Annotated in this window: 3 protein-coding genes; all 3 read left to right on the top strand. The window is 79.0% G+C overall.

The annotated features are described in order from the left end of the window. Positions 1 to 79 precede the first annotated feature (79 nt). From WHI96_RS20135 to WHI96_RS20125, 3 genes are read left to right on the top strand one after another with little or no spacing between them, the layout of a single operon-like run. Complete coding sequence (locus tag WHI96_RS20135) at positions 80 to 12,520, top strand: non-ribosomal peptide synthetase (protein ID WP_345644944.1); 12,441 nt, start codon at positions 80 to 82, stop codon at positions 12,518 to 12,520. Continuing rightward, positions 12,517 to 24,927 (top strand): non-ribosomal peptide synthetase, encoded by a 12,411-nt coding sequence (locus WHI96_RS20130; protein WP_345644941.1) that lies wholly within the window; start codon positions 12,517 to 12,519, stop codon positions 24,925 to 24,927. The genes WHI96_RS20135 and WHI96_RS20130 overlap by 4 nt, the downstream gene beginning before the upstream one ends. Continuing rightward, entirely contained in the window at positions 24,924 to 25,142 is a 219-nt protein-coding gene (locus WHI96_RS20125) for an MbtH family protein (protein WP_345644938.1), read from the top strand. Before WHI96_RS20130 ends, WHI96_RS20125 begins: the two co-directional genes overlap by 4 nt. Positions 25,143 to 25,145 lie beyond the last annotated feature (3 nt).

Genomic DNA, 25,145 nt, shown 5'->3' with positions numbered 1-25,145 from the left:
ACGCGGCCCCTCCCGGGTGACCGCGGCACCGCCGTGCCCGCGTGAGCGGGGCGGCACGCACGTCGAAGGAAGGTCACCGGTGTCCGCACCGCTCCGCCCGACCGCCGCCCAGCAGGCGCTGTGGTTCGCCCAGCAGCTCGACCCCGCCCACCCCGGCTACCGCACCGGCGGGTACCTGGAGATCGCCGGACCGGTCCGGCCGGAGCTGTTCGCCCGCGCGGTGGCGCAGGTGCTGGACGAGGCGGAGACGCTGCGGCTGCGCTTCCGCGCCGACGACGACGGTGCCGTGGTCGCCCACCTCGACCCGGCCCCCGCGGACCCGCTCACCGTGCTCGACCTGACCGGGGAGCCCGACCCACGGGCCGCGGCCCTCGCGCACGTCCGCGCGGCGCTGGCCCGGCCCGTGGACCTGACCGGCGAGCCGGTCGGCGGCCAGTCACTGCTGCGGCTCGGCCCGCGCCTGTGGTGGTGGTTCCGCCACGCCCACCACATCGCCGTCGACGCCTACGCCTGGGCGCTGATCGACCGCCGCACCGCCGAGGTCTACTCGGCGCTGGCCGCGGGCCGCGGGCCCGCCGGACGCCCGCTGCCCGGCCTCGCCGCGCTGCTGGACGAGGACGCCGGATACCGGGGCTCGGACCGCGAGGCCGCCGACCGCGCCTTCTGGGCCCACCACCTCGACGGGCTCGGCGAGGTGGCGTCCCCGGCCGGTCCGGTCGCGGCCGCCCCGTCGCCGACGTTCCTGCGCCGCGACGTCGCGCTGGACGCCGCCACCACCGCCGGGCTGACCCGGCTCGGGGAGACGGTGGGTGCCGGGCGGGTCGAGGCCGTGCTCGCCGCCGTCGCGCTCTACGTGCAGCGTCACGCCGGCGGCACCGGGGAGGTCGTGCTGGGCGTGCCGTTCATGGGCAGGCTCGGGTCGGCCGCGGTCCGCGTGCCCGCCACCGCGGTGAACGTGCTTCCGCTGCGGGTCGCCCCGGACCCGGACGCGCCGGTCGCCGCGACCGTCGCCGCCGTGCACGCCGCGCTCGCCGCCGTCCGCCCGCACGCCCGCTACCGGGGCGAGCAGATCCGCCGCGACCTGGGCCGGGTCGGTGCCGGGCGCCGGCTCACCGGGCCGTGGGTCAACATCCGCCCGTTCGGTGCCCGGCCGGTGTTCGACGGCGTCGCGGCCGTCGTGCACCCGGTGTCGGCGGGCCCGGTGGAGGACCTCACCCTGACCCTCGACGAGGGGCCGGACGGGGCCGCGCTGCGCCTGGACGCCAATCCCGCGCTCCACTCCCCCGACGAGCTCGACCGGCACGCGGAGCGGATCGCCGCGTTCCTCACCGCGGTCGCCGGGGCCGACGCCGCGACCGCGGCCGGGGACCTGGAGGTGCGCGCGCCCGCCGAGCGGGACCTCGGCACCGCCGACACCGGACGGGCGCTGCCCGCCGACGACGTCGCCACCCTGCTCTGCGCCGCGCTGCGGGACGCCGACCCGGCACGGCCGGTCGTCGTCGGCTCCGGGCTGTCGCTGGGCCCGGCGGCCCTGCTCGACCGCAGCGCGCGGGTGGCCGGGGCGCTGGCCGCTCGCGGGATCGGCGCCGACGACGTCGTCGCGCTGTGCCTGCCGCGCGGCCCGGAGCTGGTCGTCGCGATGCTGGGGGTGCTGCGGGCGGGTGCGGCGTACCTGCCGCTGGACCCGGCGGTGCCCGCCCGGCGGATCGCCCACACCCTGGACGACGCCCGCCCCGCGCTGCTGGTGACCGCTCCGGACTCCGCTCCGGCAGCGTCGTCGCGGGGCGGGGTGACGGTGACGCCCCTGGATCGGCTCACCGCGGCCGCACCCGGCGCCGGGCCTGCCGACCCCGCGCCCCGCCCGGACGGGCTGGCCTACGTCATCTACACCTCCGGCTCCACCGGCCGGCCCAAGGGCGTCGAGGTCCGCCGCGCGGCGCTGCTCAACTTCCTGCGCGCGATGCAGCGGGTGGTGCCGCTCTCCCCCGGCGAGCGGGTGCTGGCGCTGACCACGGTGTCGTTCGACATCGCGGTGCTGGAGCTGCTGCTGCCGCTGCTGTCGGAGGCGACGACGGTCGTCGCCGGGCGCGAGGAGGTGCTCGACCCGGAGCTGCTCGCCGCCCGGATCGCCGGCGCCGGGGTCACGACCGTGCAGGCGACGCCCACGCTGTGGCAGTCGCTGCTCGCCGCCCGGCCCGACGCCGCGGACGGGCTGCGTGTGCTCGTGGGCGGGGAGGCGCTGCCCGAGCCGCTCGCGGCCGCGCTCACCGCGCGGGCGGCCTCGGTGGTGAACGTCTACGGCCCGACCGAGACCACGGTCTGGTCGACCGCGTACCCGCTGACCGGTGAACCCGGCCCGCCCGCGGTCGGGCGGCCGGTCGACAACACCGGCGTGCACGTCCTCGACGCCCGGCTGCGCCCGGTCCCGCCGGGCGTGACCGGTGAGCTGTACCTGTCCGGGGAGGGCCTGGCCCGCGGCTACCGGGGGCGCCCCGGGCTGACCGCCGAGCGGTTCGTCGCCGCCCCGGACGGCCCGCCCGGCGACCGGCTGTACCGGACCGGTGACCTCGCCCGGCTGCGCGCCGACGGGGTGCTGGAGGTACGGGGCCGCACCGACCACCAGGTGAAGGTGCGCGGCTTCCGGATCGAGCTCGGCGAGATCGAGGCCGTGCTCGGCGAGCACCCGGGGGTCCGCTCGGCGGCGGTCACCGCCCGCCCCCGCGCCGACGGCGACGTCCGGCTGCGGGCCTGGGTGGTGCCCGCACCCGGCGCGGACCGGGACGCGCTGCCCGCCGCGCTGGCCGCGCACTGCACCGCGGCGCTGCCCGACTACATGGTCCCGGCCGGGGTGACGGTGCTCGACGCGCTGCCGACCACCCCCCACGGCAAGCTCGACCGCGCCGCCCTGCCGGAGACCGCCGCCGACCCGGCGCCGCGGGGCCCGACCGAGGTCGCCGACCCGCTGACCCGGTCGCTGCTCGCGCTGATGGCCCGGGTCCTCGACGTGCCGGGTCTGCGCCCGGACCAGGACTTCTTCGCCGCCGGTGGGCACTCGCTGCTGGTCACCCGGCTCACCCTGGCCGTGCGGGCCGAGCTCGGCAGGCCGCTCGCCGTGGGCGAGGTGTTCGAGCACCCCACCGCGGACGGGCTGGCCGCGCTGCTCGCCGACCGGGCACCGGCCGCAGCCGGCCCGCCCGCCCCGACCGGCGGCCGGACCCGCCCCGACCGGCTCCCCGCCGGTCCCGGGCAACGGCGGATGTGGCTGCTGGAGCGGCTCGGCGGGGGCGCACCCGGCACCTACAACCTGCCGCTCGCGCTCGATGTGTCCACCGCCGACGACCCGTTCGACGCCCGGGTGTTCGAGGCGGCGCTGACCGACGTCGTCACCCGGCACGAGGCGCTGCGCACCGTGCTGCGCGAGGACCCCGACGGCGGCCTGCACCAGCTGGTCCTGCCGCCCGCGCCGGTGCCGCTCACCGAGGTCGGCACCGATCCGGTCACCGAGGCGGCCCGCCCGTTCGACCCGGCCGTCGACCGGCCGCTGCGCGCCACCCTGCACCGGCGGCCGGGTGGGGTCACGGTGCTGCTCGTCGCCCACCACGCCGCCGCCGACGAGTGGTCGCTCGGCACGGTCGTCGCCGACCTGGCGGCGGCCTGGACCGCACGCCGGGCCGGGCGCGACCCCGGGTTCGTGCCCGCCCCGCAGTACGCCGACGCCGCCCCGGCCGACCCCGGCACCGACCCGGCCGGGCTCGACTTCTGGCGCGCCGAGCTCGCCGGGCTGCCCGCCGAGCCGCCGCTGCCGGTGCCCGGCCCGCGGCCCGCGGTCCGTTCCGGCGCGGGCGCGGTGACCCCCTTCTCGCTGCCGGCACCGGTGCACGCCCGGCTGCGGGCGACCGCCGCCGCGGCCGGCGCGACGGTCTTCATGGCCGTGCAGGCCGCCGTCGCCGTGCTGACCGCGCGGCTCGGCGGGAGCGACGACGTCCCGCTCGCCACACCGGTCGCGGGCCGGTCGGACCCGTCCGCGGTCGGCGCCGTCGGGATGTTCGTCAACACGGTCGTGCTGCGCACCGACGTCTCCGGCGACCCGACCTGGGTCGAGCTGCTGGGCCGGGTGCGGGCCATCGACCTGGCCGCGTTCGCGCACGCCGACGTCTCGTTCGAGCGGGTCGTGGCCGCGGTCGCCCCGGCGCGTTCGGCCGCGGCGGACCCGCTGGCCGCGGTGCTCGTCTCGCGCAGCGAGCCGCTCCCGGCCACCGACGGCTTCACCGGGCTGCGGGTGTCGGCGCGGCTGCTCGACACCGGCACCGCGAAGTTCCCGGTGACCGTCGACGTCGGCGACGGCCCCGGCGGGGTCCTCGTCGGGCACCTGGAGTACGCCACCGACCTGCTCGACGACGACGCCGCCCGCACCCTCGCCGACCGGCTCACCACCCTGCTGACCGCCCTCGCCGACGACCCGGACGGCCGGGTCGGTGCGGCCCCGCTGCTGCTGCCGGGCGAGCGGGAGCTGCTCGACCGGGCCCGGCGCGGACCGGCCGTGGCGGTCCCGGCCGCCACGCTGCCCGTCCTGTTCGGTGCCGCCGCGGCCCTCGACCCACAGGCCACCGCGGTCCACGACGCCGACACCGTCCTGACCTACGCCGCGCTCGCCGCCCGGGTGGAGCGGTGGGCGCACGCGCTGCGCGAGCACGGGGTGCGCCCCGGCGGGATCGTCGCGGTCGCGCTGCCCCGCGGCGCCGACCAGGTCACGGCGCTGCTGGCCGTGGCCCGCGCCGGTGGGGCGTTCCTGCCGCTCGACCCGGCCCACCCGCGCGGTCGCACCGCCGTCGTCCTCGACGACGCGCGACCGACGCTGGGGATCGGCACTCCCGGCGCCACCGACCCCGGTCACGCCGGCCCGAACACCGCCGACCCCGGCGCCACCGGCTCCGGCCCCGCCGACCCGGGCCCCGCCGACCCGGACACCCCCGGCTCGGACGTCACCCGCTCGGGCGCCACCGTCCGGACGCGCTGGCTCGACCCGGCCGCGCTCGACCGCGCGGCCGCGGCACCCACGGACTCCGCCGGAAGCGGCGGGCCGCACCTCGACGACCCCGCCTACGTCCTGTTCACCTCCGGCTCGACCGGGCGTCCCAAGGGGGTCGTCGTCCCGCACCGCGGGCTGGCCTCGCTGGTCGCCTCGGTCACCGGCACCCTCGGCGCCGGGCCGGGCGTGCGGGCCTCGCAGTTCGCGTCCCCCGCGGTCGACGTCACCGTCAGCGAGCTCGCCGCGACCGTCCTGTGCGGGGGCACGCTGGTCGTCGTCGACGAGGAGCACCGCCTCGGCCCGGACCTGCCGCGGTGGCTGGCGGGACACGGCGTGACCCTCACCGACCTGCCGCCCGCACTCGTCGCCGAGCTCGACCCGGCCGCGCTGCCTGCGGGGGCGACGGTCGTCGTCGGCGGGGAGGCGTGCCCGCCGTCGGTGGTCCGCCGCTGGGCGGGCCGCCACCGCCTGGTCAACGCCTACGGCCCCACCGAGACCACGGTCACCGCCACCGCGTGGACCGCGCCGGCCGGGACGACCGGACCGGTCCTGATCGGCAGCCCGGAGCCGGGCCGCACCGCCGACGTCCTCGACGCTCGGCTGCGTCCGGTCCCGCCGGGCGTCGCGGGCGAGCTCTACCTCGGCGGCGACGGCCTCGCCCTCGGCTACCTCCGCCGGGCGGGCGCCACCGCCGAACGGTTCGTCGCCGCCCCCGACGGGACCCGCCGTTACCGGACCGGTGACCTGGTGCGGCGCACCCCGACCGGGGAGCTGGAGTTCCTGGGCCGCACCGACGACCAGGTGCAGCTGCGCGGGTTCCGGGTGGAGCTCGGCGAGGTCGAGGCCGCGCTCGGCGCGCTGCCCGGCGTCGGGCAGGCCGCGGTCGCGGTGCACGGCGACCGTCCGCGGCTGGCCGGGTACGTCACCGCGGCCGACCCCACCGCGCCGCCCGAGCCGGACGCGCTGCGCGTGGCGCTCGCCGACCGGCTGCCCGAGCACATGGTCCCCGCCGACCTCGTCGTGCTGGACCGGCTGCCGCTGGCGCTCGGCGGGAAGGTCGACCGGTCCGCGCTGCCGGTGCCCGTCGGCGGGCCGTCCGGGCCGCACGGGTCGTCCGGGCTCTCGGGGGCCGGGCCGAGCACCGCGCTGGAGGCCCGGATCGTCGGGCTGCTCGCCGAGGTGCTGGGCATCGACCCGCCCGGTGTGCACGACGGGTTCTTCGCCCTGGGCGGCGACAGCATCGTCGCGATCACCCTGGTCGCCCGGGCCCGTGACGCGGGCGTGCGGTTCACCCCGCGCGAGGTGTTCACCCACCCCACCGCGGCCGCGCTGGCCACGGTCGCCCGCACCGACGGCCCCGGCGGGACCGCGGCCGAGGTGCACGACGCCGTGTCCGGTCCGGTCGCGTCCGGACCGATGGTCGGCTGGCTGGCCGGGCTCGCCGGGACCGGTGTCCCGGTGGCCCGCTACGCCCAGGCGGTCGTCGTCGCGGTGCCCGCCGGTACCGGGGAGGCGTCGCTGCGCGCGGCGCTCGGTGCCGTCCTCGACCGGCACGACCTGCTGCGCGCCCGTTGGACGGACGGGGTCCTGCACGTCGGCGGCCCCGCCGAGCCACGGCTGCGCACCGCCGGGCCGGACGCCGACGTCGCGACCGAGCTGGAACGCGAGGTCGCAGCGCTGCGCCCGGCCGACGGCGGGCTGTTCCGCGCCGTGCTGCTCCCGGCGACACCGGACGGGGCCGGGGACGACGCCCGGCTGCTGCTCGTCGTGCACCACCTGGTGGTGGACGCGGTGTCCTGGCGGATCCTGCTGCACGATCTCGACGCCGCCGCCCGGGGCACCGACCTCGCGCCGGTGCCGGTGTCCTACGACCGCTGGGCCGCCGCCCGGACCGGGGCGCACAGCACCGGACCGAGCGACTCCGGGCCGGGCAGCACCGGGGCGGGCCCCACGGCCGAGCCGCTGCTCGGGCGGCGCGCGCTCGATCCCGGCCGCGACACCGTCACCACCGCCGGGGAGGTCGTCGTCACCCTGCCCGCCGACGTCACCGCCGCGCTGCACGGCCCGGCCGCCGCCACCCGCGCCGCCGGCGTCGACGAGCTGCTCACCGGCGCGCTCGCCGGGGCCGTCGCCCGGCACCGCGCCCGTCGCGGCGAGCCGGTCGGGCCGCTGCTGCTCGCCCGCGAGGGCCACGGCCGTGACCTGCCCGTCCGGGCCGACCGGGCCGACCGGGCCGACCGGGCCCCCGGCCACGACGTCGGCCGTGCCGCCGAGGGCACGGCCGACGGAGCCGCCGGAGGCACCACCGGGGACTCCGCGCCGGACCTGTCGCGCACCGTCGGCTGGTTCACCACGCTGCGCACCGTCCGGCTCGACGGGGCCGCCACCGACCCCGACGCCACCGGCGACATGCGGGTGGCCGACACCCGTCGCGCGCTGCGCCCCGGTGACGCGGGCGGGCGCGCGCAGATCCTGCTCAACCACCTCGGCAGGCTCGGCGGAGGCACCGGCGCGCACTGGGAGCCGCTCGCGCAGCTGCCCCCGCTGCTCACCGGTGGCCCGGCCACCGCGGCCGAGCCGGTCGCGCTGGCCGTGTCGGTGGACCCGGCGATGCCGCTCTCGCACGAGCTGGAGATCAACTCGGCGGTCGGGCCGGACGGGACGTTCCGCGCCGTGCTGCGCTTCCCGACCGGGGTCCTCGACCCCGCCACGGTGACCGCGCTCGCCCACGACTGGCTCGCCGGTCTGCGAGAGCTCGCCGACACCTCCGGCCCGGACACCGCACTGGTCGCGCCGTCCCCGGCCGAGCTGGCCGGGCTGCGGGAGCGGGTCCCCGACCTCGTCGCCGTCTGGCCGGCCGCCCCGCTGCAGCAGGGCCTGGCCTACCTCGCCGCGCTCGGCGACGACGTCTACTCCGTGCAGCAGTGGCTGGACCTGACCCCCACCCGTCCCGGCGGGCCGGTCGACACCGGCCGGGTCCGGGCGGCGGTCGACGCGCTGCTGGAACGGCACCCGAACCTGCGCGCCGGGTTCCACCAGACCGTCGAGGGACGGATCGTGGCGGTCGTCCCGGCGACCGCCGCGGTGCCGTGGCGCGAGGTCGACCTGTCCGCAGGCACACCGGACCACGGCGACGCGGACGACGGCGGGAACGACGGCGCCGCGGACACGAGCGCTGCGGACGACCACGCCGGGTCGGGTGGCACCGGGGACGCGGTGGCGGAGCTCGCCCGCGCGGAGCTCGCCGCCGGGTTCGACCCGGCCCGACCGCCGCTGCTGCGCGGGCTGGTGGTGCGGCTACCCGGCGGGACCGTCCGGCTGCTGCTCACCCAGCACCACCTGCTGCTCGACGGCTGGTCCGGGCCACTGGTCGTCGCCGAGCTGCAGGAACTGCTCGACGAAGGCACCCGCGCCCCGGCCGGCCCCGCCCGCCCCTACCGCGAGCACCTGGCCCGGCTGGCCGCGCTCGACCCGGAGCCCGCCCGCGCCGCGTGGCGCGACGCCCTGACCGGGCTCGACGCCCCGACCCTGGTCGCCGCCGACGCCGGCGCACCCACCGCCGCGCCTGCCGCAGCCCCGCAGCGGCTCGCCGGGCGGCTCCCGGCGGACCTCAGAGACGGCCTCGACCGGCTCGGCCGCGACCTCGGCGTCACCACGAGCACGATCGTGCAGGCGGCGTGGGGGCTGCTGCTGGCGCGCGCGACCGGCCGGACCGACGTCGTGTTCGGCGGCGCGTCGTCCGGGCGTGACCCGGAGCTGGCCGGGGTGGACCGGATGGTGGGGCTGTTCGTGGTCACCGTCCCGGTGCGGATCCGGCTCGACCCGGCGGAGAGCGGGCGGGCGCTGCTGCGCCGGGTGCAGGCCGAGCAGGCTGCGCTGCGCGAGCACCAGCAGCTGCCGCTCGCCGAGATCCAGCGTCTCGCGGGGCTCGGCACGCTGTTCGACACCCTCGTGGTGTTCGAGGGCCTGCCCGCCGACCCGCGGTCGCCCGGTGCCGGGTCCGGCGGGATCCGGATCTCCGCCGACCCGGCCCGGGACGCGACGCACTACCCGCTGGGGCTCGTCGTCGTCCCGGCCGGTCCGGGCGCCGCGCCGCACCTGATCGTCGAGCACCGGCCCGACGTCGTCGACCGGGCCGGCGCGGAGCGGGTCCGTGACCGGCTGGTGGCGCTGCTGCGCGGGCTGGTCGCCGACCCCGACGCCCCGGTCGGCCGGGCCGGCGCGCCGGGTCCCGCGGAGCGTGCCGCGCTCCTGGTCCGCGCCGCCGGCCCGGACGCGGGCGGGCCCGGGCCGTCGGTGCCCGAGGCGCTGCATGCGGCACTCGGCGCCACCGCGGACCTGCCCGCGCTCGTCGACGGCGACGTCGTGCTCACCGGCACGGACCTGCGCGACCGGGTGCACCGCCTCGCCGCGCTGCTGGCCGCCCGCGGCGCCCGGGCCGAGACGCGGGTCGCGCTGCTGCTGCCGCGCGGCGCCGACGCCGTCGTCGCGTTGTTCGCGACCCTGGCCGCCGGTGCCTGCGCGGTGCCGCTGGACCCCGCCCAGCCCGCCGCCCGGGTCGCGGAGCTGCTCGGTGACGCCGCGCCCGGGCTCGTCGTCACCGACCGGCCGGGGAGCGCCCCCGACGGCGTCACGGAGCTGGTCCTCGGCACCGCGGCGACGACCGGCGCGCTCGCCGCGGCGACCCCGCTCGCCCCGGTCCCGGTGCGGCCGGGCGACGCCGCCTACGTGCTGTTCACCTCCGGCTCCACCGGCCGGCCCAAGGGCGTCGTCGTGCCGCACGGTGCGCTGGCGAACCTGCTGGCCCACCAGCGCGTCGCGCTGCACGAGCCGGTGCGGCGGCGCACCGGGGGCCGGGTGCGGGCCGCGCTCGCCGCGCCGCTGACCTTCGACACCGCCTGGGACGCGCTGCTGTGGCCGGCCTCCGGGCACGTCCTGCACCTGCTCGACGACACCACCCGCCGCGACCCGGAGCTGTTCGTCGCGGCCGTCGACACCCACCGCATCGACTACGTCGACGTCGCGCCGACCCTCGCCGAGCAGCTGGCCGCGGCCGGGCTGCTCACCGGGCCGGGGCACCGGCCCGCGCTGCTCGTGATCGGCGGGGAGGCCGCGGGGCCCGCGCTGTGGGAGACCCTGCGCGCCGCGCCGGACACCGAGTCCCGCAACGCCTACGGGCCCACCGAGGCCTGCGTCGACACCCTGGTCGCGCGGGTCGCCGACTCGGCGTCGCCGCTGGTGGGGCACCCCGTCCGCGGGACCCGCGCGTTCGTCCTAGACCCGCACCTGCGGCCCGTCGACGACGGCGTCCCCGGTGAGCTGTACCTGGCCGGGGCGGCGCTCGCGCGCGGCTACCTCGGCGCGCCCGGGGCGACCGCGGAACGGTTCGTCGCGGACCCGTTCGGGCCGCCCGGCGGTCGCCTCTACCGCACCGGCGACCTCGTCCGCACCACCCCCGACGGCGTCGAGTACCTGGGCCGCACCGACACCCAGCTGTCGATCCGCGGGTACCGGGTCGAGCCGGGCGAGGTCGAGGCCGCGCTGGCCGGGCACCCCGCGGTCGCGGCGGCGGTCGTCGTCGCCCACGACAACCCGGTCACCGGGGCCCGGCAGCTGGTCGGGCACCTCGTCGCGGCACCGGGGCGCACCCCCGACCCGGACGACGTGCGCGCCCACGTCGCCGCCCGGCTGCCGCAGCATCTCGTCCCGGCGGTGCTGCTGGTCCGCGACGCGCTGCCGCTCACCCCGAACGGCAAGGTCGACCGGCGCGCGCTGCCGGCGCCGCCGTCGGTCGTCGCGCCGACGCCCGCCCCGCTGGGTGACGGCGTCACCGACCGGCTCCGGTCGCTGTTCGCGGCGGCGCTGGGCGTGCCCGTCGCCGGGGAGCACGACAGCTTCTTCGCCCTCGGCGGGGACAGCATTGTCTCCATCCGGCTGGTCGCGCTGGCCCGCGCGCAGGGACTCGCCCTGACTCCGCGGCTGGTGCACGAGCTGCTCACCCCGGCCGCGCTGGCCGAGGCACTGGACCGGGCACCCGCGGCCGGGGCGGACCCGCAGGTGGTCGACGACCCGGTGGGGGCGGTCGAGCCCACCCCGGTCGTGCGCTGGCTGGGCGGGATCGCCGACGGCGGTGTCGACGTGTCCGACTACGCCCAGTGGACCCTGCTGCGGCTGCCGCCGGGCATCGGGACCGCGGTGGTCGCCGACGCCCTGGCCGCCGTCCGGGCGGCGCACCCGCTGCTGGGAGCCCGCTGGGAGACCGGACCCGCCGGGCGACGGCTGGTCGTCGGCCCCGCCGCCGACGCCCGGCCGGTCCCGCTGCGGGAGGTCACCCTCGCCGCCGGGGAGTCCCTCGACGGGCGCGCCACGGCCGAGGTCGCCGCCGAGACCGCGCTGCTCGACCCGGGTGCGGGCGCCGTGCTGCGGGCGGTCGTGCTGCGCGGGTACACGGGGGACACGGCGGACGCCGTCGCGCTCGTCGCGCACCACCTCGTCGTCGACGGGGTGTCGTGGCGGATCATCGCCGCCGACCTCGCCACCGCGGCGGCGGGGCGGGCCCTGCCGGCGCCGTCGACGTCGTTCCGGCGGTGGGCGGGCCTGCTCGCCGCCGCCCGCGCCGACGCGACGCCGTGGGCGGCGCTGCGCGGACACACCGAGCCGCTGCTCGGGGACCGTCCGCTCGACCCGGGCACCGACACCGCGGCCGGCGCGCGGACCCGCACCGTCGTCGTCGACGGTGACACGGCCGGCGCCGTGCTGCACGATCTGCCCGCCGCGTTCCACGCCCGCGTGGAGGACGTGCTGCTCACCGCGCTCGCGCTGGCCCTGTGCGACGGGTGGCGCCGCCTCGGCACCCCCGCCGCCGACGGTGTGCTGGTGCAGCGGGAGGGGCACGGACGCGAGGAGCAGCTCGTCGCCGGTCCGGTCGACCTGTCGCGCACCGTCGGCTGGTTCACCACCGAGCACCCGGTGCGCCTCGACCCCGGGCTCGACGCCGCCGGGCTCGCCGAGGCCGTCGCCGGTGGGCCCGCCGCCGGTGCGGCGCTCAAGCGGGTCAAGGAACGGTTGCGCACCGTCCCCGACGGCGGCGCCGGGTTCGGGCTGCTGCCCGACCGGGCCGCGTTCGCGGTGCCGCAGGTGCTCGTGAACTACCTGGGCCGGTTCGACCCGGGCCGCACACCCGACGGGCCCTGGGCCCCGGTCGGGGAGGCCGTGCGCGGCACCGTCCCGGACGCGATGCCCGCCGGGCACGCCCTGCAGGTCGACGTGCTCGCCACCGGCGACGTGCTGACCGCGACCTGGACCGCGCCCGCCGGGGTGCTCACCGAGGCGGCGCTGGCCGGGCTGGCCGCGGACTGGAAACGGGCGCTGCACGGGCTCGCCGCGCACGTCCGCGGCGGAGCGGGCGGGCACAGCCCGTCCGACCTGGACCTGGTGTCCCTGGACCAGGACGAGATCGACGAGTTCGAGAACGAGTGGAGCGACCTGTGACGACGACCCGACCCGGATCCGGACTCGCCGACGTCCTCCCGCCGTCGCCGCTGCAGGAGGGCCTCTACTTCCTGTCCACCGCGGCCGCGCAGGACGGCGCGGGCCGCGACCCGTACGTCGTGCAGACCACCCTCGACCTCACCGGGCCGCTGGACCCGGCACGGCTGCACGCCGCCGCCGACGCCGTCGTCGACCGGCACCCGGCGCTGCGGTCGGCGTTCCGGCGCCGCCGCGGCGGCGAGCTGGTCTCCCCGGTGGCGAGGTCGGTGCGCCCGCAGTGGCGCGAGGTCGACCTGACCGGCCCCGGCACCGAGCCGGAGGCCGCCGCCGACGACGAGGCCACCGCCGAGCTCGACCGCGGGTTCGACCTCGGCCGTCCCCCGCTGGTCCGGTGGACGCTGCTGCGGCTCGGACCGGACCGGTACCGGCTGCTGATGACCCAGCACCACATCGTCGTCGACGGGTGGTCGGGGCCGCTGGTGCTCGCCGACCTGCTCACCCTCTACTCCGGGGCCACCCCGCCACCGGCGCGACCGTTCCGCGACCACCTCGCCTGGGTCGCCCGCCAGGACCGCGCCGCCGCGCTCGACGCCTGGCGCGCCGCGCTGGCCGGGGCGACCCCGACCCTGCTCGCACCCGCACTCGGGCCGGGCGACGGGGCGGCGGCCGGGGCGCGCACGGTCACCACCGCCCTGACCGGTGCCCGCACCGACGCGCTCGCCGCGGTGGCCCGCTCCCGCGACACCACGCTGTCCACGCTGCTCCAGGCGGTGTGGGCGGTGCTGCTGGCCCGCCACACCAGCGACGGCGACGTCGTGTTCGGCCTGACCGTGTCCGGCCGGCCCGCCGACCTGCCCGGGGTGGAGGACATCGTCGGTCTGTTCATCAACACCGTCCCGGTGCGGGTCGCGACCGGGCCGGCGACGACCTGGGCCGGGCTGATCGACCGGGTCCGCGACGACACCGCCGCGCTGCTGGACCACCGGTGGCTGCCGCTGGCCGAAGTGCAGTCCCTCGCCGGTGCCGGGCCGCTGTTCGACACCCTGGTCGTGGTCGAGAACTTCCCCGTCGACGACGACGCCCGCCGCGACCTGGAACGCCGTTGCGGCCTGGCCGTCGGCGAGATCGGCGGCGCGGGCGGCACGCACTACCCGGTGTCGCTGACCGCCGTCCCCGGGGCGGGCCCCGACGGCGGCCTGCTGCTGGAGCTGGAGCACCACCGCGACGTGGTCGGCGACGACACGGCCCGTGCCCTGCTCGACCGGTTCGTCGTGCTGCTCGACGCCTGCGCCGCGGATCCGCGGGCACCGCTCGGGCGCACCCCGGCCGCCACCCCGGCCGAGCTCGCCGCTCTCGCACCGTGGCGCGGGATCCCGGGGCCCGCCGTCGCCGGCCCCACCCTGCCCGAGCTCTGGGCCGCCACGCACACCGCCGACCCGGCCGCGCCCGCCCTGGTCGCCGGGGACGAGCGGCTGACCGGCGGGGAGCTCGCGGCCCGGGCACACCGGCTGGCCCGGCTGCTGCGCGCCCGCGGCGCCGGGCCGGGGACGGTGGTCGCGTCCGCGCTGCCGCGGACCGCCGACGCCGTCGTCGCGGTGTGGGCGGTGCTCGCCACCGGGGCCGCGCTGCTGCCGCTGGACCCCGGCCTGCCCAGCGCCCGTACGGAGGCGGTGCTCGCCGCCGCCGGCCCGCTGCTCGTCCTCGGCCCGGCAGGCACCGGCACCGGCCGGGTGACCGTCGACCCCGCCGACCCGCAGGTCGCGGCCGCCCTCGCCGGGCTGTCCGACGGTGCGCCGGACTGGCCCGCGCCCGGTCCCGGCGACCTCGCCTACGTGATCTTCACCTCCGGGTCGACCGGCGTCCCCAAGGGCGTCGTCGTCGAGCACCGGTCGCTCGCCGCGCTCGCCGCGCAGCACCGCGCCGCGGTCGTCGAACGGTCGGGCGGCGGGCGCCGCCGGTTCGGGCTCGCCGCCGCGCTGTCGTTCGACACCGCGTGGGAGGGGTTCGTCTGGCAGTCCTGCGGTCACACCCTGCACCTGCTCGACGACGACGTCCGCCGCGACCCGCACCGCCTCGTCCGCCACACCCGCGCCCACCGGCTCGACGTGCTGGACCTGACCCCCGCGCTCGCCGAGCAGGCCGTCGAGGCCGGGCTGCTGACCGGCGGCCCGGACGGTCCGCCGCCGCGGCTGGTGATCGTCGGTGGCGAGGCGGTCGGCCGTGGGCTGTGGTCGGCGCTGCGCGCGGCGCCCGCGACGACCGGGCTGAACCTGTACGGGCCGACCGAGGCGTGCGTGGACGCGACCGCGCTGTGGAGCACCGAGTCCGCCGAGCCGCTGATCGGGCGCCCGGTCGCCGGGGTCCGTGCGCACGTGCTCGACCCCGCCCTGCAGCCCGTCCCGGCCGGGGTGCCGGGCGAGCTGTACCTGCAGGGACCCACCGTCGCCCGCGGCTACCTGGGCGACCCGCGACGTTCCGCGGAACGCTTCGTCGCCGGTCCGGACGGGTCGCGGCTCTACCGCACCGGCGACCTCGTGCGGTCCGACGCCGAGGGCCGGCTGGCCTACCTGGGCCGGTCCGACGACCAGGTGCAGATCCGCGGGGTCCGGGTGGAGCCCGGTGAGGTCACCGCGGCACTGGCCGCGCATCCGCAGGTCGGGGCGGCCGTCGTCGTCGCCGGTCCGCCGCCCGGCGACCCCGCGGGCCCGGCCCGGCTGGTCGGCTACGCCGTTCCGCGGAACGCCGACGCCGTGACCGGGGCGGCGCTGCGCGAGCACCTCGCCGCGACCCTGCCGCCGCAGCTCGTGCCGTCCGCGGTGGTGCTGCTCGACGCGCTCCCGCTCACCGCGCACGGCAAGGTCGACCGGCGGGCGCTGCCCGACCCGCGGACCCCGGCCGCCGGTGCCGGACGTGCCGCCCGCACTCCCGCCGAGGAGCTGGTGGCGGCCGCGTTCGCCGCCGTCCTCGGGGCCGACCCCGGCACGGTGGGCGCCGACACCGACTTCTTCGCCCTCGGCGGCCACTCGCTCACCGCGACCCGGCTGCTCGCGCGGATCCGCGCCGAACTCGGCGCGGACCTCCCGATCCGGGCGGTGTTCGAGTCCCCCACCCCGGCCGGGCTGGCCCGGCGGGTCGCCGCCGCGCTCGCCGGGGACCCCGCCACGCCGCCCGGGCCGGGCGCGTGGGCGGGCCGGGCACGCCCGGAACGTCCGCCGCTGTCGCCGGCGCAGCGCCGCATGTGGTTCCACCACCGCGCGCACGGCGCCGACGCCACCTACCTGATCGCGTTCGTCCAGGAGCTGTCCGGCCCGCTCGACACCGCCGCCCTGCGGGCCGCGCTCGGCGACGTCGTCGACCGGCACGAGGTGCTGCGCACCGTCTACCCCGAGCACGACGGCGTCCCCCACCAGCGGGTCCTGCCCCGCGGCACCGCGGTGCCGTTCACCGAGGCCGACGCCGGCCCGGACACGGTCGACGGGCTGCTCGCCACCGCCGCCGGGCGGGGCTTCGCGCTCGACACGGAACCGCCGCTGCGCGCCCACCTGTGGCGTACCGGCCGGGACGAGCACGTGTTCGCTCTGGTCGCGCACCACATCGCCGTCGACGAGTGGTCCGAGGGCGCGCTGCGCGCCGATCTCGCCGAGGCCTACGCGGCCCGCCGCGACGGCCGCGCGCCCGACGCCCCGGCGCTGCCCCTGCAGTACGCCGACTACGCGGCCTGGCAGCTGGACCTGCTCGGCGACGAGGACGACCCGGACTCCTCCGCCGCCCGCCAGCTCGCGTTCTGGCGGAACACGCTGGCCGGGGTGCCGGAGGAGATCGCGCTGCCCGCCGACCGGCCGCGACCGCCGCGGCGCTCGTTCCGCGGCGGCCGGGTCGAGCTCGACCTGCCGGCCGCGACGGTCGAGGGCGTCCGGCGGGTCGCCGCCGCGCACGGCGCGACCCCGTTCATGGTGGTGCAGGCGGCGGTCGCGCTGCTGCTGGAGCGGCACGGCGCCGGGACCGACGTCCCGCTGGGCACCCCGGTCGCCGGGCGCACCGACCCGGCGCTCGACGACCTCGTCGGGTTCTTCGTCAACACCCTGGTGCTGCGCACCGACGTGTCCGGCGACCCGACGTTCGCCGAGCTCGTCGCCCGGGTCCGCGGCACCGACCTGGCCGCGTTCGCCCACGCCGACGTGCCCTTCGACCGGGTCGTCGACGCCGTCGGGCACGAACGCTCACTGGCCCGCAACCCGCTGTTCGGGGTGATGCTGTCGTTCCAGAGCGCCGCCGTCGGCGAGGCGGGCGCACCGGTCGGGCTCGCCGGGGTCGGCACCCGGGCCCGGCACGCCGACACCGACGTCGCCCAGTTCGACCTGACCGTCGCCCTCCTCGACGAGGGCGGCCCGGTGCTGCGCGCCGCGCTGGAGTACAGCCGCGACCTGTTCGACGCGGCGACCGTCCGCGCGCTCGGCGACCGGTTCACCCGGCTGCTCGGTGCCGCCGTCGCCGCCCCGGAGAGCCGGGTCGGCGCCCTCCCGCTCCTCGACGACGACGAGCACGCCCGCCTGGCCGTCGCCGAGCGGGGGCTGCCGCTGCCGGACGCGCCGCCGTCGACGTTCCCCGGGCTGGTCCTCGGGTACGCCGCCACCACACCGGACGCGGTCGCCGTCGAGCACGGCACCACCACGCTGACCTACGCCGGGCTGGCCGACCGGGTGCACCGACTGGCCCGGGTCCTCGCCGACCGCGGGGTGGGCCGTGAGCGCGCGGTCGCCGTCGCGCTGCCGCGCTCGGTGGACTGGCTGGTCGCCGCGCTCGCGGTGCAGCAGGCCGGCGGGGTGTACGTGCCGCTGGACCCGGGGCACCCGCCCGCACGGATCGCCGGGGTCCTCGGTGACGCCGCGCCGCTGCTCGGGATCACCCGCGGCGACGCGCCGCGCCCCGACACGGTGCCGTGGCTGCGCCTCGACGACCCGGCGGTGGTGGCCGAGGTCGCCGCGGCGGACCCGGCACCGATGCCCGGCCCGGCACCCGACGACGCCGCCTACGTCATCTTCACCTCCGGCTCCACCGGCCGCCCCAAGGGTGTCGTGGTGCCGCACGCCGGGCTCGCGCCGCTGGTGGCGGCGTTCGCCTCGGTCGGGATCGGCGGGCCGGGCAGCCGCGCGTCGCAGTCCTACTCCCCCGCCTTCGACGTGACGATCGCCGAGCTCGCGGTGTCGGTCCTGTCCGGCGGGACCCTGGTGATCGTCGACGACGCCGACCGCACCGCCGAGGGGCTGGTCGAGGTGGTGCGGGACCGTGCGCTCACCGTGCTGCTCGTCCCGCCCGCCCTGCTGGAGCTGCTCGACCCGGCCGCGGTCGCCCCGGGGACGGCGGTCGTCGTCGGCACCGACGCCAGCTCCCGGTCGCTGATCCACCGGTGGTCGGCCGACCACCACGTCGTCAACGCCTACGGTCCGACCGAGACGACGGTGAACGCCACGCTGTGGCCGGGCCGCCCCGCGACCCCCGACGAACCGGTGCTGATCGGGCGCCCCGACCCGGGGATGCGCGCGCTGGTCCTCGACGACCGGCTGCGGCCCGTCCCGGACGGCGTGCCCGGCGAGCTGTACCTCGGCGGCGACGGCGTCGCCCGCGGCTACCTCGCCAACCCGGCGCTGACCGCGCAGCGGTTCGTCGCCGACCCCCGCGAGCCGGGCGCCCGCATGTACCGCACCGGGGACCTGGTGCGGCGGCTGGCCGGCGGCCTGGAGTTCCTCGGCCGCGCCGACGACCAGATCAAGCTGCACGGCTTCCGGATCGAGCCCGGCGAGGTCGAGGCCGCGCTGGCCGCGCTGCCCGGGGTCGCCCGCGCCGTCGTCGGGCTGCACCCGACCCCGGCCGGTCCGCGCCTGGTCGCCTGGGTCGTGCCCGCGCTGCCCGGCGCCGACCCCGACCCGGCCGAGCTGCGCGCCGAGCTGGCCGCGGTCCTGCCCGCGCACCTGGTCCCCGCGGCGTTCGTTCCGATCCCGGCCGTCCCGACCGCGATCAGCGGCAAGGTCGACCGGTCCGCGCTGCCCGCCCCCGACCTCGGTGCGGGTGCGGGCACCGACGCCCCCCGCACCGACGCCGAACGGCGGGTGGTCGCGGTCGTCGCCGAGGTCCTCGGCCTGGACCGGGTGGGCGTGCACGACGGGTTCTTCGCCCTGGGCGGGGACAGCATCTCCGCGATCCGGCTGGTGTCGCGGCTGCGGGAGGAGGGGATCCTCACCGACCCGCGGCAGGTGTTCGAGCTGCGCACCCCGGCCGCGATCGCCGCCCGCGCCGCGACCGCGGACACCGCGGGCCCCGCGCACGACCCGGACGGCAGCGGACTCGTGCCGCCGACCCCGATCACCGCGTGGTACGCCCGCCGGGTCGCCGGCGGCGCACCCGGTGCCCGGTTCTGCCAGTCCACCGTGCTGCGCACCCCGCCGGGGACGACCGCGGAGCAGGTCACCGCCGCGCTGGCCGCGCTGCTGGACACCCACGACGTGCTGCGGGCCCGCACCCACGGCGACGACGGCACCCTGGAGATCCGGCCGCGCGGCGGCGTCGACGCGGCCCCGCTGCTCACCGTCGCCGCCTGGGACGGCACCGGCGACGCTCGCGATACCGAAGGGACCCACGACACCCACGACACCCACGACGCCCACGACGCCGCCGTCGCCGGCGCGCACGACGCCGCCGTCGCCCGGCTCGACCCACCCGCCGGGGTGGTGCTGGCCGCGGTGCTGCTGGCCCCGCCGTCGCCGGAGCGGGCGGGACGGCTCGTCCTGGTCGCGCACCACCTCGTCGTCGACGCGGTGTCCTGGCAGATCCTGCTGCCCGACCTCGCCACGGCCGTCCGCGCCGCCCGCGAGGGCCGCCCGGCCGCGCTCGGCCCGGTCGGCACCTCGTTCCGCACCTGGGCGCGGCTGCTCGCCGCGGCCGCCCCGGCCCCCACCGCGCCGTCCGCGCACTCTGCGCCGAGCGGGTCGAACGAGCCGGACGGGCCGGACGGGCTGCCCGGGTCCCGGTCCCTCGACCCGGAGCGCGACACCGCCGCGACCGTCGTAAGGACCGTCCGCACGCTCGACCCGGACCGCACCGGCGCGCTGCTCGGCCGGGTCCCCGCGGCGTGGCACGCGGGCGTCGAGGACGTCCTGCTCGCCGCGCTCGCCCTCGCCGTGCGCCGGGTCCGCGCCACCCACGGCGACGGGCACGGGGGCACCCGCGGCGACACCGGCGCGGACCGTCCGGTGTGGATCGACCGGGAGCGGCACGGGCGCGACCCCGGCGCCGTCGACACCGCGGTGGACCTGTCACGCACCGTCGGCTGGTTCACCACGCTGGCCCCGGTCGCGCTCGACCCGGCGGGCGGGGACCCGGCCGCGGCGGTGGTCGCGGTCAAGGAGGCCCTGCGCCGACCCGCCGCCACGGCGCCGTCCACCGTGCCGTCCACCGTGCCGCCGACGCCCCCGATCCTCGTCAACTACCTCGGCCGGCCCGGTGCCGGCGCCGACGCGACGGGCGACTGGTCCGAGGTCGCCGTCGACGGGGTCGGCGACGAGACCGTCCTCGCCCCCGACCACCTGCTGGAGGTCGACGCCGTCGTCCGCGACGACGCCGACGGCCCGCGCCTGGAGATCGGGTTCTCCCACCCCGCCGGGGCGCTCGACGGCGCCGTCGTCGCCGCGGTCGCCGACGGCGTCGGGGAGGCGCTCGACGCGATCGCCACCGCCGCGGCGGGCGGCGGGTCCCGGCACACCCCGTCGGACTTCGCGCTGGTCGACCTCGACCAGGCCGAGGTCGACCGGATCACGGCCGCCCACGGCGCGGTCGACGACGTGTGGCCGCTGACCCCGCTGCAGCGCGGCCTGTGGTTCCTCGCCTCCGTCGACGGCGACGGCACGCCAGGTGGGGCGGCCGGGGACGGGGCGGCCGGGGTCGACGTCTACACCGTGCAAGAGACCCTCGACCTCGGCCCGGGCGTCGACCCCGACGCCCTGCGCACCGCCCTGCACGCGCTGCTCGACCGGCACCCGAACCTGCGGGTCGCCGTGCACGCCTGCGCCGACGGGACCCCGGTCCAGGTCGTGCCGCGCCGCGCGGCCCCCGGGTGGACCGTCACCGAGGTCGCCGACTCCGCCGAACGCGACGAGCGGACCGACGCCGAACGGGGCCGCCGCTTCGACCTGGCGACGGCGCCGCTGCTGCGGGCGGCGCTGCTGCGGCTGCCCGGTGGCGACGCCCGGCTGGTCCTGACCCACCATCACCTGCTGATGGACGGCTGGTCGGCCCCGCTGGTCGCGCGGGACCTGTTCGCGCTGCTCGCGGGCACCCCGCTGCCTCCGGCCCGGCCGTTCCGGGACTTCCTCGCCTGGCTGGGCCGGCGCGACGCCGCCGACGCCGCCGACGGCACCGCCGTCGCCGCGTGGCGGTCCGCGCTCGACGGGATCGGCGGGCCGACGCTGCTGTGCCCGCCGGACCCGGCCCGCACCCCCGTCGCACCGGAGCACGTCGACCTCGACCTCGACCTCGACCCCGGGCTCGGCGCGGGTCTCGCGGCGCTGGCGCGGAGCACCGACGTCACGCTGAGCACTCTCGTCCAGGCCGCCTGGGGTGTCGTCCTGGGCCGGCTGACCGGGCGCGAGGACGTCGTATTCGGCGCGACCGTCTCCGGGCGGCCCGCGGATCTCCCCGGCGTCGAGGACATGGTCGGGTTGTTCATCAACACGCTCCCGGTACGGGTCCGCACCCGCGCCGGGGAGTCCGGGACGGCGTTCCTGCGGCGGCTGCGCGACGAGCAGGCGCGACTGCTGGCCCACCAGCACGTCGACCTGGCCCGGGTGCAGCGCCTCGCCGGTGGCGGGGAGCTGTTCGACACCCTGGTCGTCGTCGAGAGCTACCCGGTCGACGAGGCCGCCGTCGCCGACTCCGAGCGGGCCGCGGGCGTGACCGTCAGCGGGGTCGGCGGCAGCGACGCCACCCACTACCCGGTCACCCTCGTCGTCGTCCCCGACGGCGAGCGGCTGCGTCTGACCTGCGAGTACCGTCCGGACCTGCTCGACTTCGACGCCGCGCGTGCCCTGCTGGACCGGATCGCACGCGTGCTGCGTTCCTGGGTGGCCGCCCCCGGCTCCCCGGTCGACGCCGTCGACGTGCTCTCCGGCGCCGAGCGCGCCCGCGTCCTCGGGGCCTGGGCCGGCGACGGGAGCGCACCGGTCGGCGGCCCCGCGACGGTGGTCGACGCGGTGTGGCGGTGGGTGCGCGACACCCCCGACGCGCCGGCCCTGGTCGCCGGGGACCGGACGTCGAGCTGGGCCGAGCTCGGCGCCGCCGCGGACCGGCTCGCCCGTGCCCTGGCCGGGCGCGGGGTGCGGCGCGGGGACCGGGTGGCGCTGCTGCTGCCCCGCACCACCGACGTCGTCGTCGCGATCCTGGCCGCGCTGCGCTGCGGCGCCGCCTACGTCCCGCTCGACCCGGCCTACCCGGCGGCGCGGATCGGCGGCATCCTCGACGACGCCGACCCCCGCCTGGTGCTGACCCTGTCCGGGACCGACGTCCCCGGTGACCGGGAGCTGCTGCGGGTCGACGGTCCGCTGCCCGACGGCGACCCCGGTCCCGGACCGCGCCCGGACGACCCGGCCTACGTGATCTTCACCTCCGGGTCGACCGGGCGGCCGAAGGGCGTGGTCGTGCCGCACCGCTCGCTGCTCGCGCTGTGGTCGCACCACGACCGCGAGGTGTACGGCCCCGCCGCGACCGGTCTGGGTCGCCCGCTGCGGATCGCGCACACCTGGTCGTTCGCGTTCGACGCCTCCTGGCAACCCCTGCTCGGGCTGCTCGGCGGGCACGCGCTGCACCTGGTCGACGAGGCCACCCAGCGCGACGCCGAGGCGCTCGCCGGGTTCCTGCACGACCACGCGATCGACGCCGTCGAGCTGGCGCCGTCGGTGTTCGAGCAGGTCGCGACGGCCGGGCTGGTCCGCGACGGCGTGTGCGGGCTGTCCGTGCTCGGCGTCGGCGGGGAGGCGGTGCCGCCCTCACAGTGGCGCCGACTCGCCGCGCTGCCCCGGCCCGCAGGTGCCCCCGGCGCCGCGACGGTGCGCACGTTCAACTTCTACGGGCCGACCGAGACCTGCGTGGACGCCGTCGTCGCCGCGGTCGCCGACTCCGCGACGCCGGTGATCGGGCGCCCGGTCACGGGCCTTCGCGCCCACGTCCTCGACGGTCGCCTCCGCCCGGTCCCGGCCGCCGTGACCGGGGAGCTCTACCTGGGCGGGCCGCAGCTGGCCCACGGCTACCACGACCGGCCGGGGCTGACCGCGTCCCGCTTCGTCGCCGACCCGTTCGGGCCGCCCGGGACCCGGCTGTACCGCACCGGCGACCTGGTCCGCTGGACCGGCGACGGCCGGCTGGAGTACCTCGGCCGCGCCGACGACCAGGTCAAGGTGCGTGGCTTCCGGATCGAGCTGGGCGAGGTGGAGGCCGCACTCGGGGCACTGCCCGGGGTGCGGGCCGCGGTCGCCGACGTCCGCGGCGGCCGCCTCCTCGGCTGGGTCGTACCGGCCGGGGACCCGGTCGGGGACGGTGCGGCGCTGCGGGCCGCGCTCGCCGCCCGGGTGCCCGACCACCTCGTCCCTGCGGCGGTGACGGTCCTCGACACGCTGCCGCTCACCGTCCACGGGAAGATCGACAAAGCGGTGCTGCCGGTGCCGGGCCCGGCCACCGGGGGCGGTCGCGCCCCGGCCTCGCCGGTCGGGCTGCTGGTGGCCGAGCTCGTCGCCGAGGTGCTGGGCCTCGACGGCCCGCTCGCCGCCGACGACGACTTCTTCGCACTCGGCGGGGACAGCATCTCCTCGATGCAGCTGGCCACCCGGGCCCGCGCCGCCGGGCTCGCGCTGCGCCCGCGCGAGGTGTTCACCCACCGCACCGTCGAGGCGATCGCCGCCGCCGCGGCCGCCGCACCGGCCGGTGACGTCGTCGTCGAGGACCCCGGCCTGGGCCTGGGCGAGGTCCCGGCCTGGCCGATCCTCGAACGGATCCGCGAGCTGGGCGGCGACGTCCGCACCTTCCACCAGTTCATGACCCTGCAGGTCCCGGCGGGCACCGCGACCGCGGCGCTGGAGCCGGCCGTGCGGGCCCTGCTGGACCGCCACGACCTGCTGCGGGCGTCCCTGCTCGACGACGACGGTCGCTGGTCCCTGCAGGTGCCCCCGCCGGGTGCCGGCACGGCGGCGGTGCGCGCGGTCCGCGATCCGGGGGGTGCGCTCGACCCGGTCGAGGAGGCGGAACGGGCGGCCGGGCTGCTCGACCCGGCGGGCGGCCGGATGCTCGTCGTCACCCATCTCGACGCCGGGCGGGACGCGCCGGGCAGGCTCGTGGTCGTCGCCCACCACGCCGTCGTCGACGGGGTGTCGTGGCGGGTGCTGCTCGCCGACCTCGCCGAGGCCGGACGCGCCGTGCTCGCCGGGCGGGCGCCGCAGCTCGCGCCGGTCGGCACCTCGTTCCGCAGCTGGGCGCGGCGGCTGACCGGGCTCGTCCCGCAGCGGCGCGACGAGCTCGGCCGCTGGCGCGCGGTGCTCGACGATGCCGCCCCGCTCCCCGGGTGCGCGCCGCTCGACCCGCGCCGGGACACCGTCGCCACCACCCGCGGGCTGTCCCGCACCTGGACCGGCCCCGGGGTCGCCGCGCTCCTGCGCGCCGGGGGCCCCGGGGTGGAGGCGGTGTTGCTGACCGCGGTCGCCCTGGCCGTCGCGGACCAGCGCGACGCCCACGGCGACCCGGCGGGACCGGTGCTGGTCGACGTCGAACGGCACGGCCGCGAGGAGCAGCTGCTGCCCGGCAGCGACCTCGGCCGCACCGTCGGCTGGTTCACCAGCGAGTTCCCGGTGCGGCTGGACCCAGGACCGGCCACCGGGTCGGCCGCCGACGCCGTCGCCTCGGTCGCGGCGACGCTGGCCGCGGTCCCCGACGGCGGCGTCGGCTGGGGCGTGCTGCGTCACCTCGACCCGGGGCGTCCGCTCGCCGACGCCCCGGTCCCGCCGCTGCTGGTGAACTACCTGGGCCGGATCGGCGCCGCCGGTGCCGCCACCGGCACCACGCTCCCGGACACCGCGCTCCCCGACACCGCGCTCCCCGACACCGCGCTCCCCGACACCGCCGAGCGCGACTGGGCGGTCGTCGGTGGGCTCGACGGCCGCTCCGGCGACGACATGGGCGTCGACCACGCGGTCGAGCTGAACGCCGCCGCCGTCGAGGGGCCGGACGGGCCGCAGCTGCAGACGCTGTGGTCCTACCTGCCCGGCGCGGTCGACGAGGCCGTCGTCGCCGAGCTGGCCGGGCTGTTCCTCACCCGCCTCGACGCCGTCGTCGACGGTGTCGTCGTCCACCCCCTGGAGAAGGAGACCTCATGACCAACCCGTTCGACGACCCCGACGGCGTGTTCCTCGCGCTGGTCAACGACGAGGGCCAGTACTCGCTGTGGCCGGAGTTCGCCGAGGTGCCCTCCGGGTGGACGGTCGTGCACGGCCCGGCCTCGCGGACCGAGGTGCTCGACCACATCGACGCGGCGTGGACCGACCTGCGCCCGCGCAGCGTGGCCGCCGCACAGGAGCAGCGGACCGGCTGACCC

It is taken from the genome of Pseudonocardia tropica, assembly GCF_040105315.1.
Taxonomy (GTDB): Bacteria; Actinomycetota; Actinomycetes; order Mycobacteriales; family Pseudonocardiaceae; genus Pseudonocardia; species Pseudonocardia alni.
This window is presented reverse-complemented; position numbering and strand designations above follow the sequence as displayed.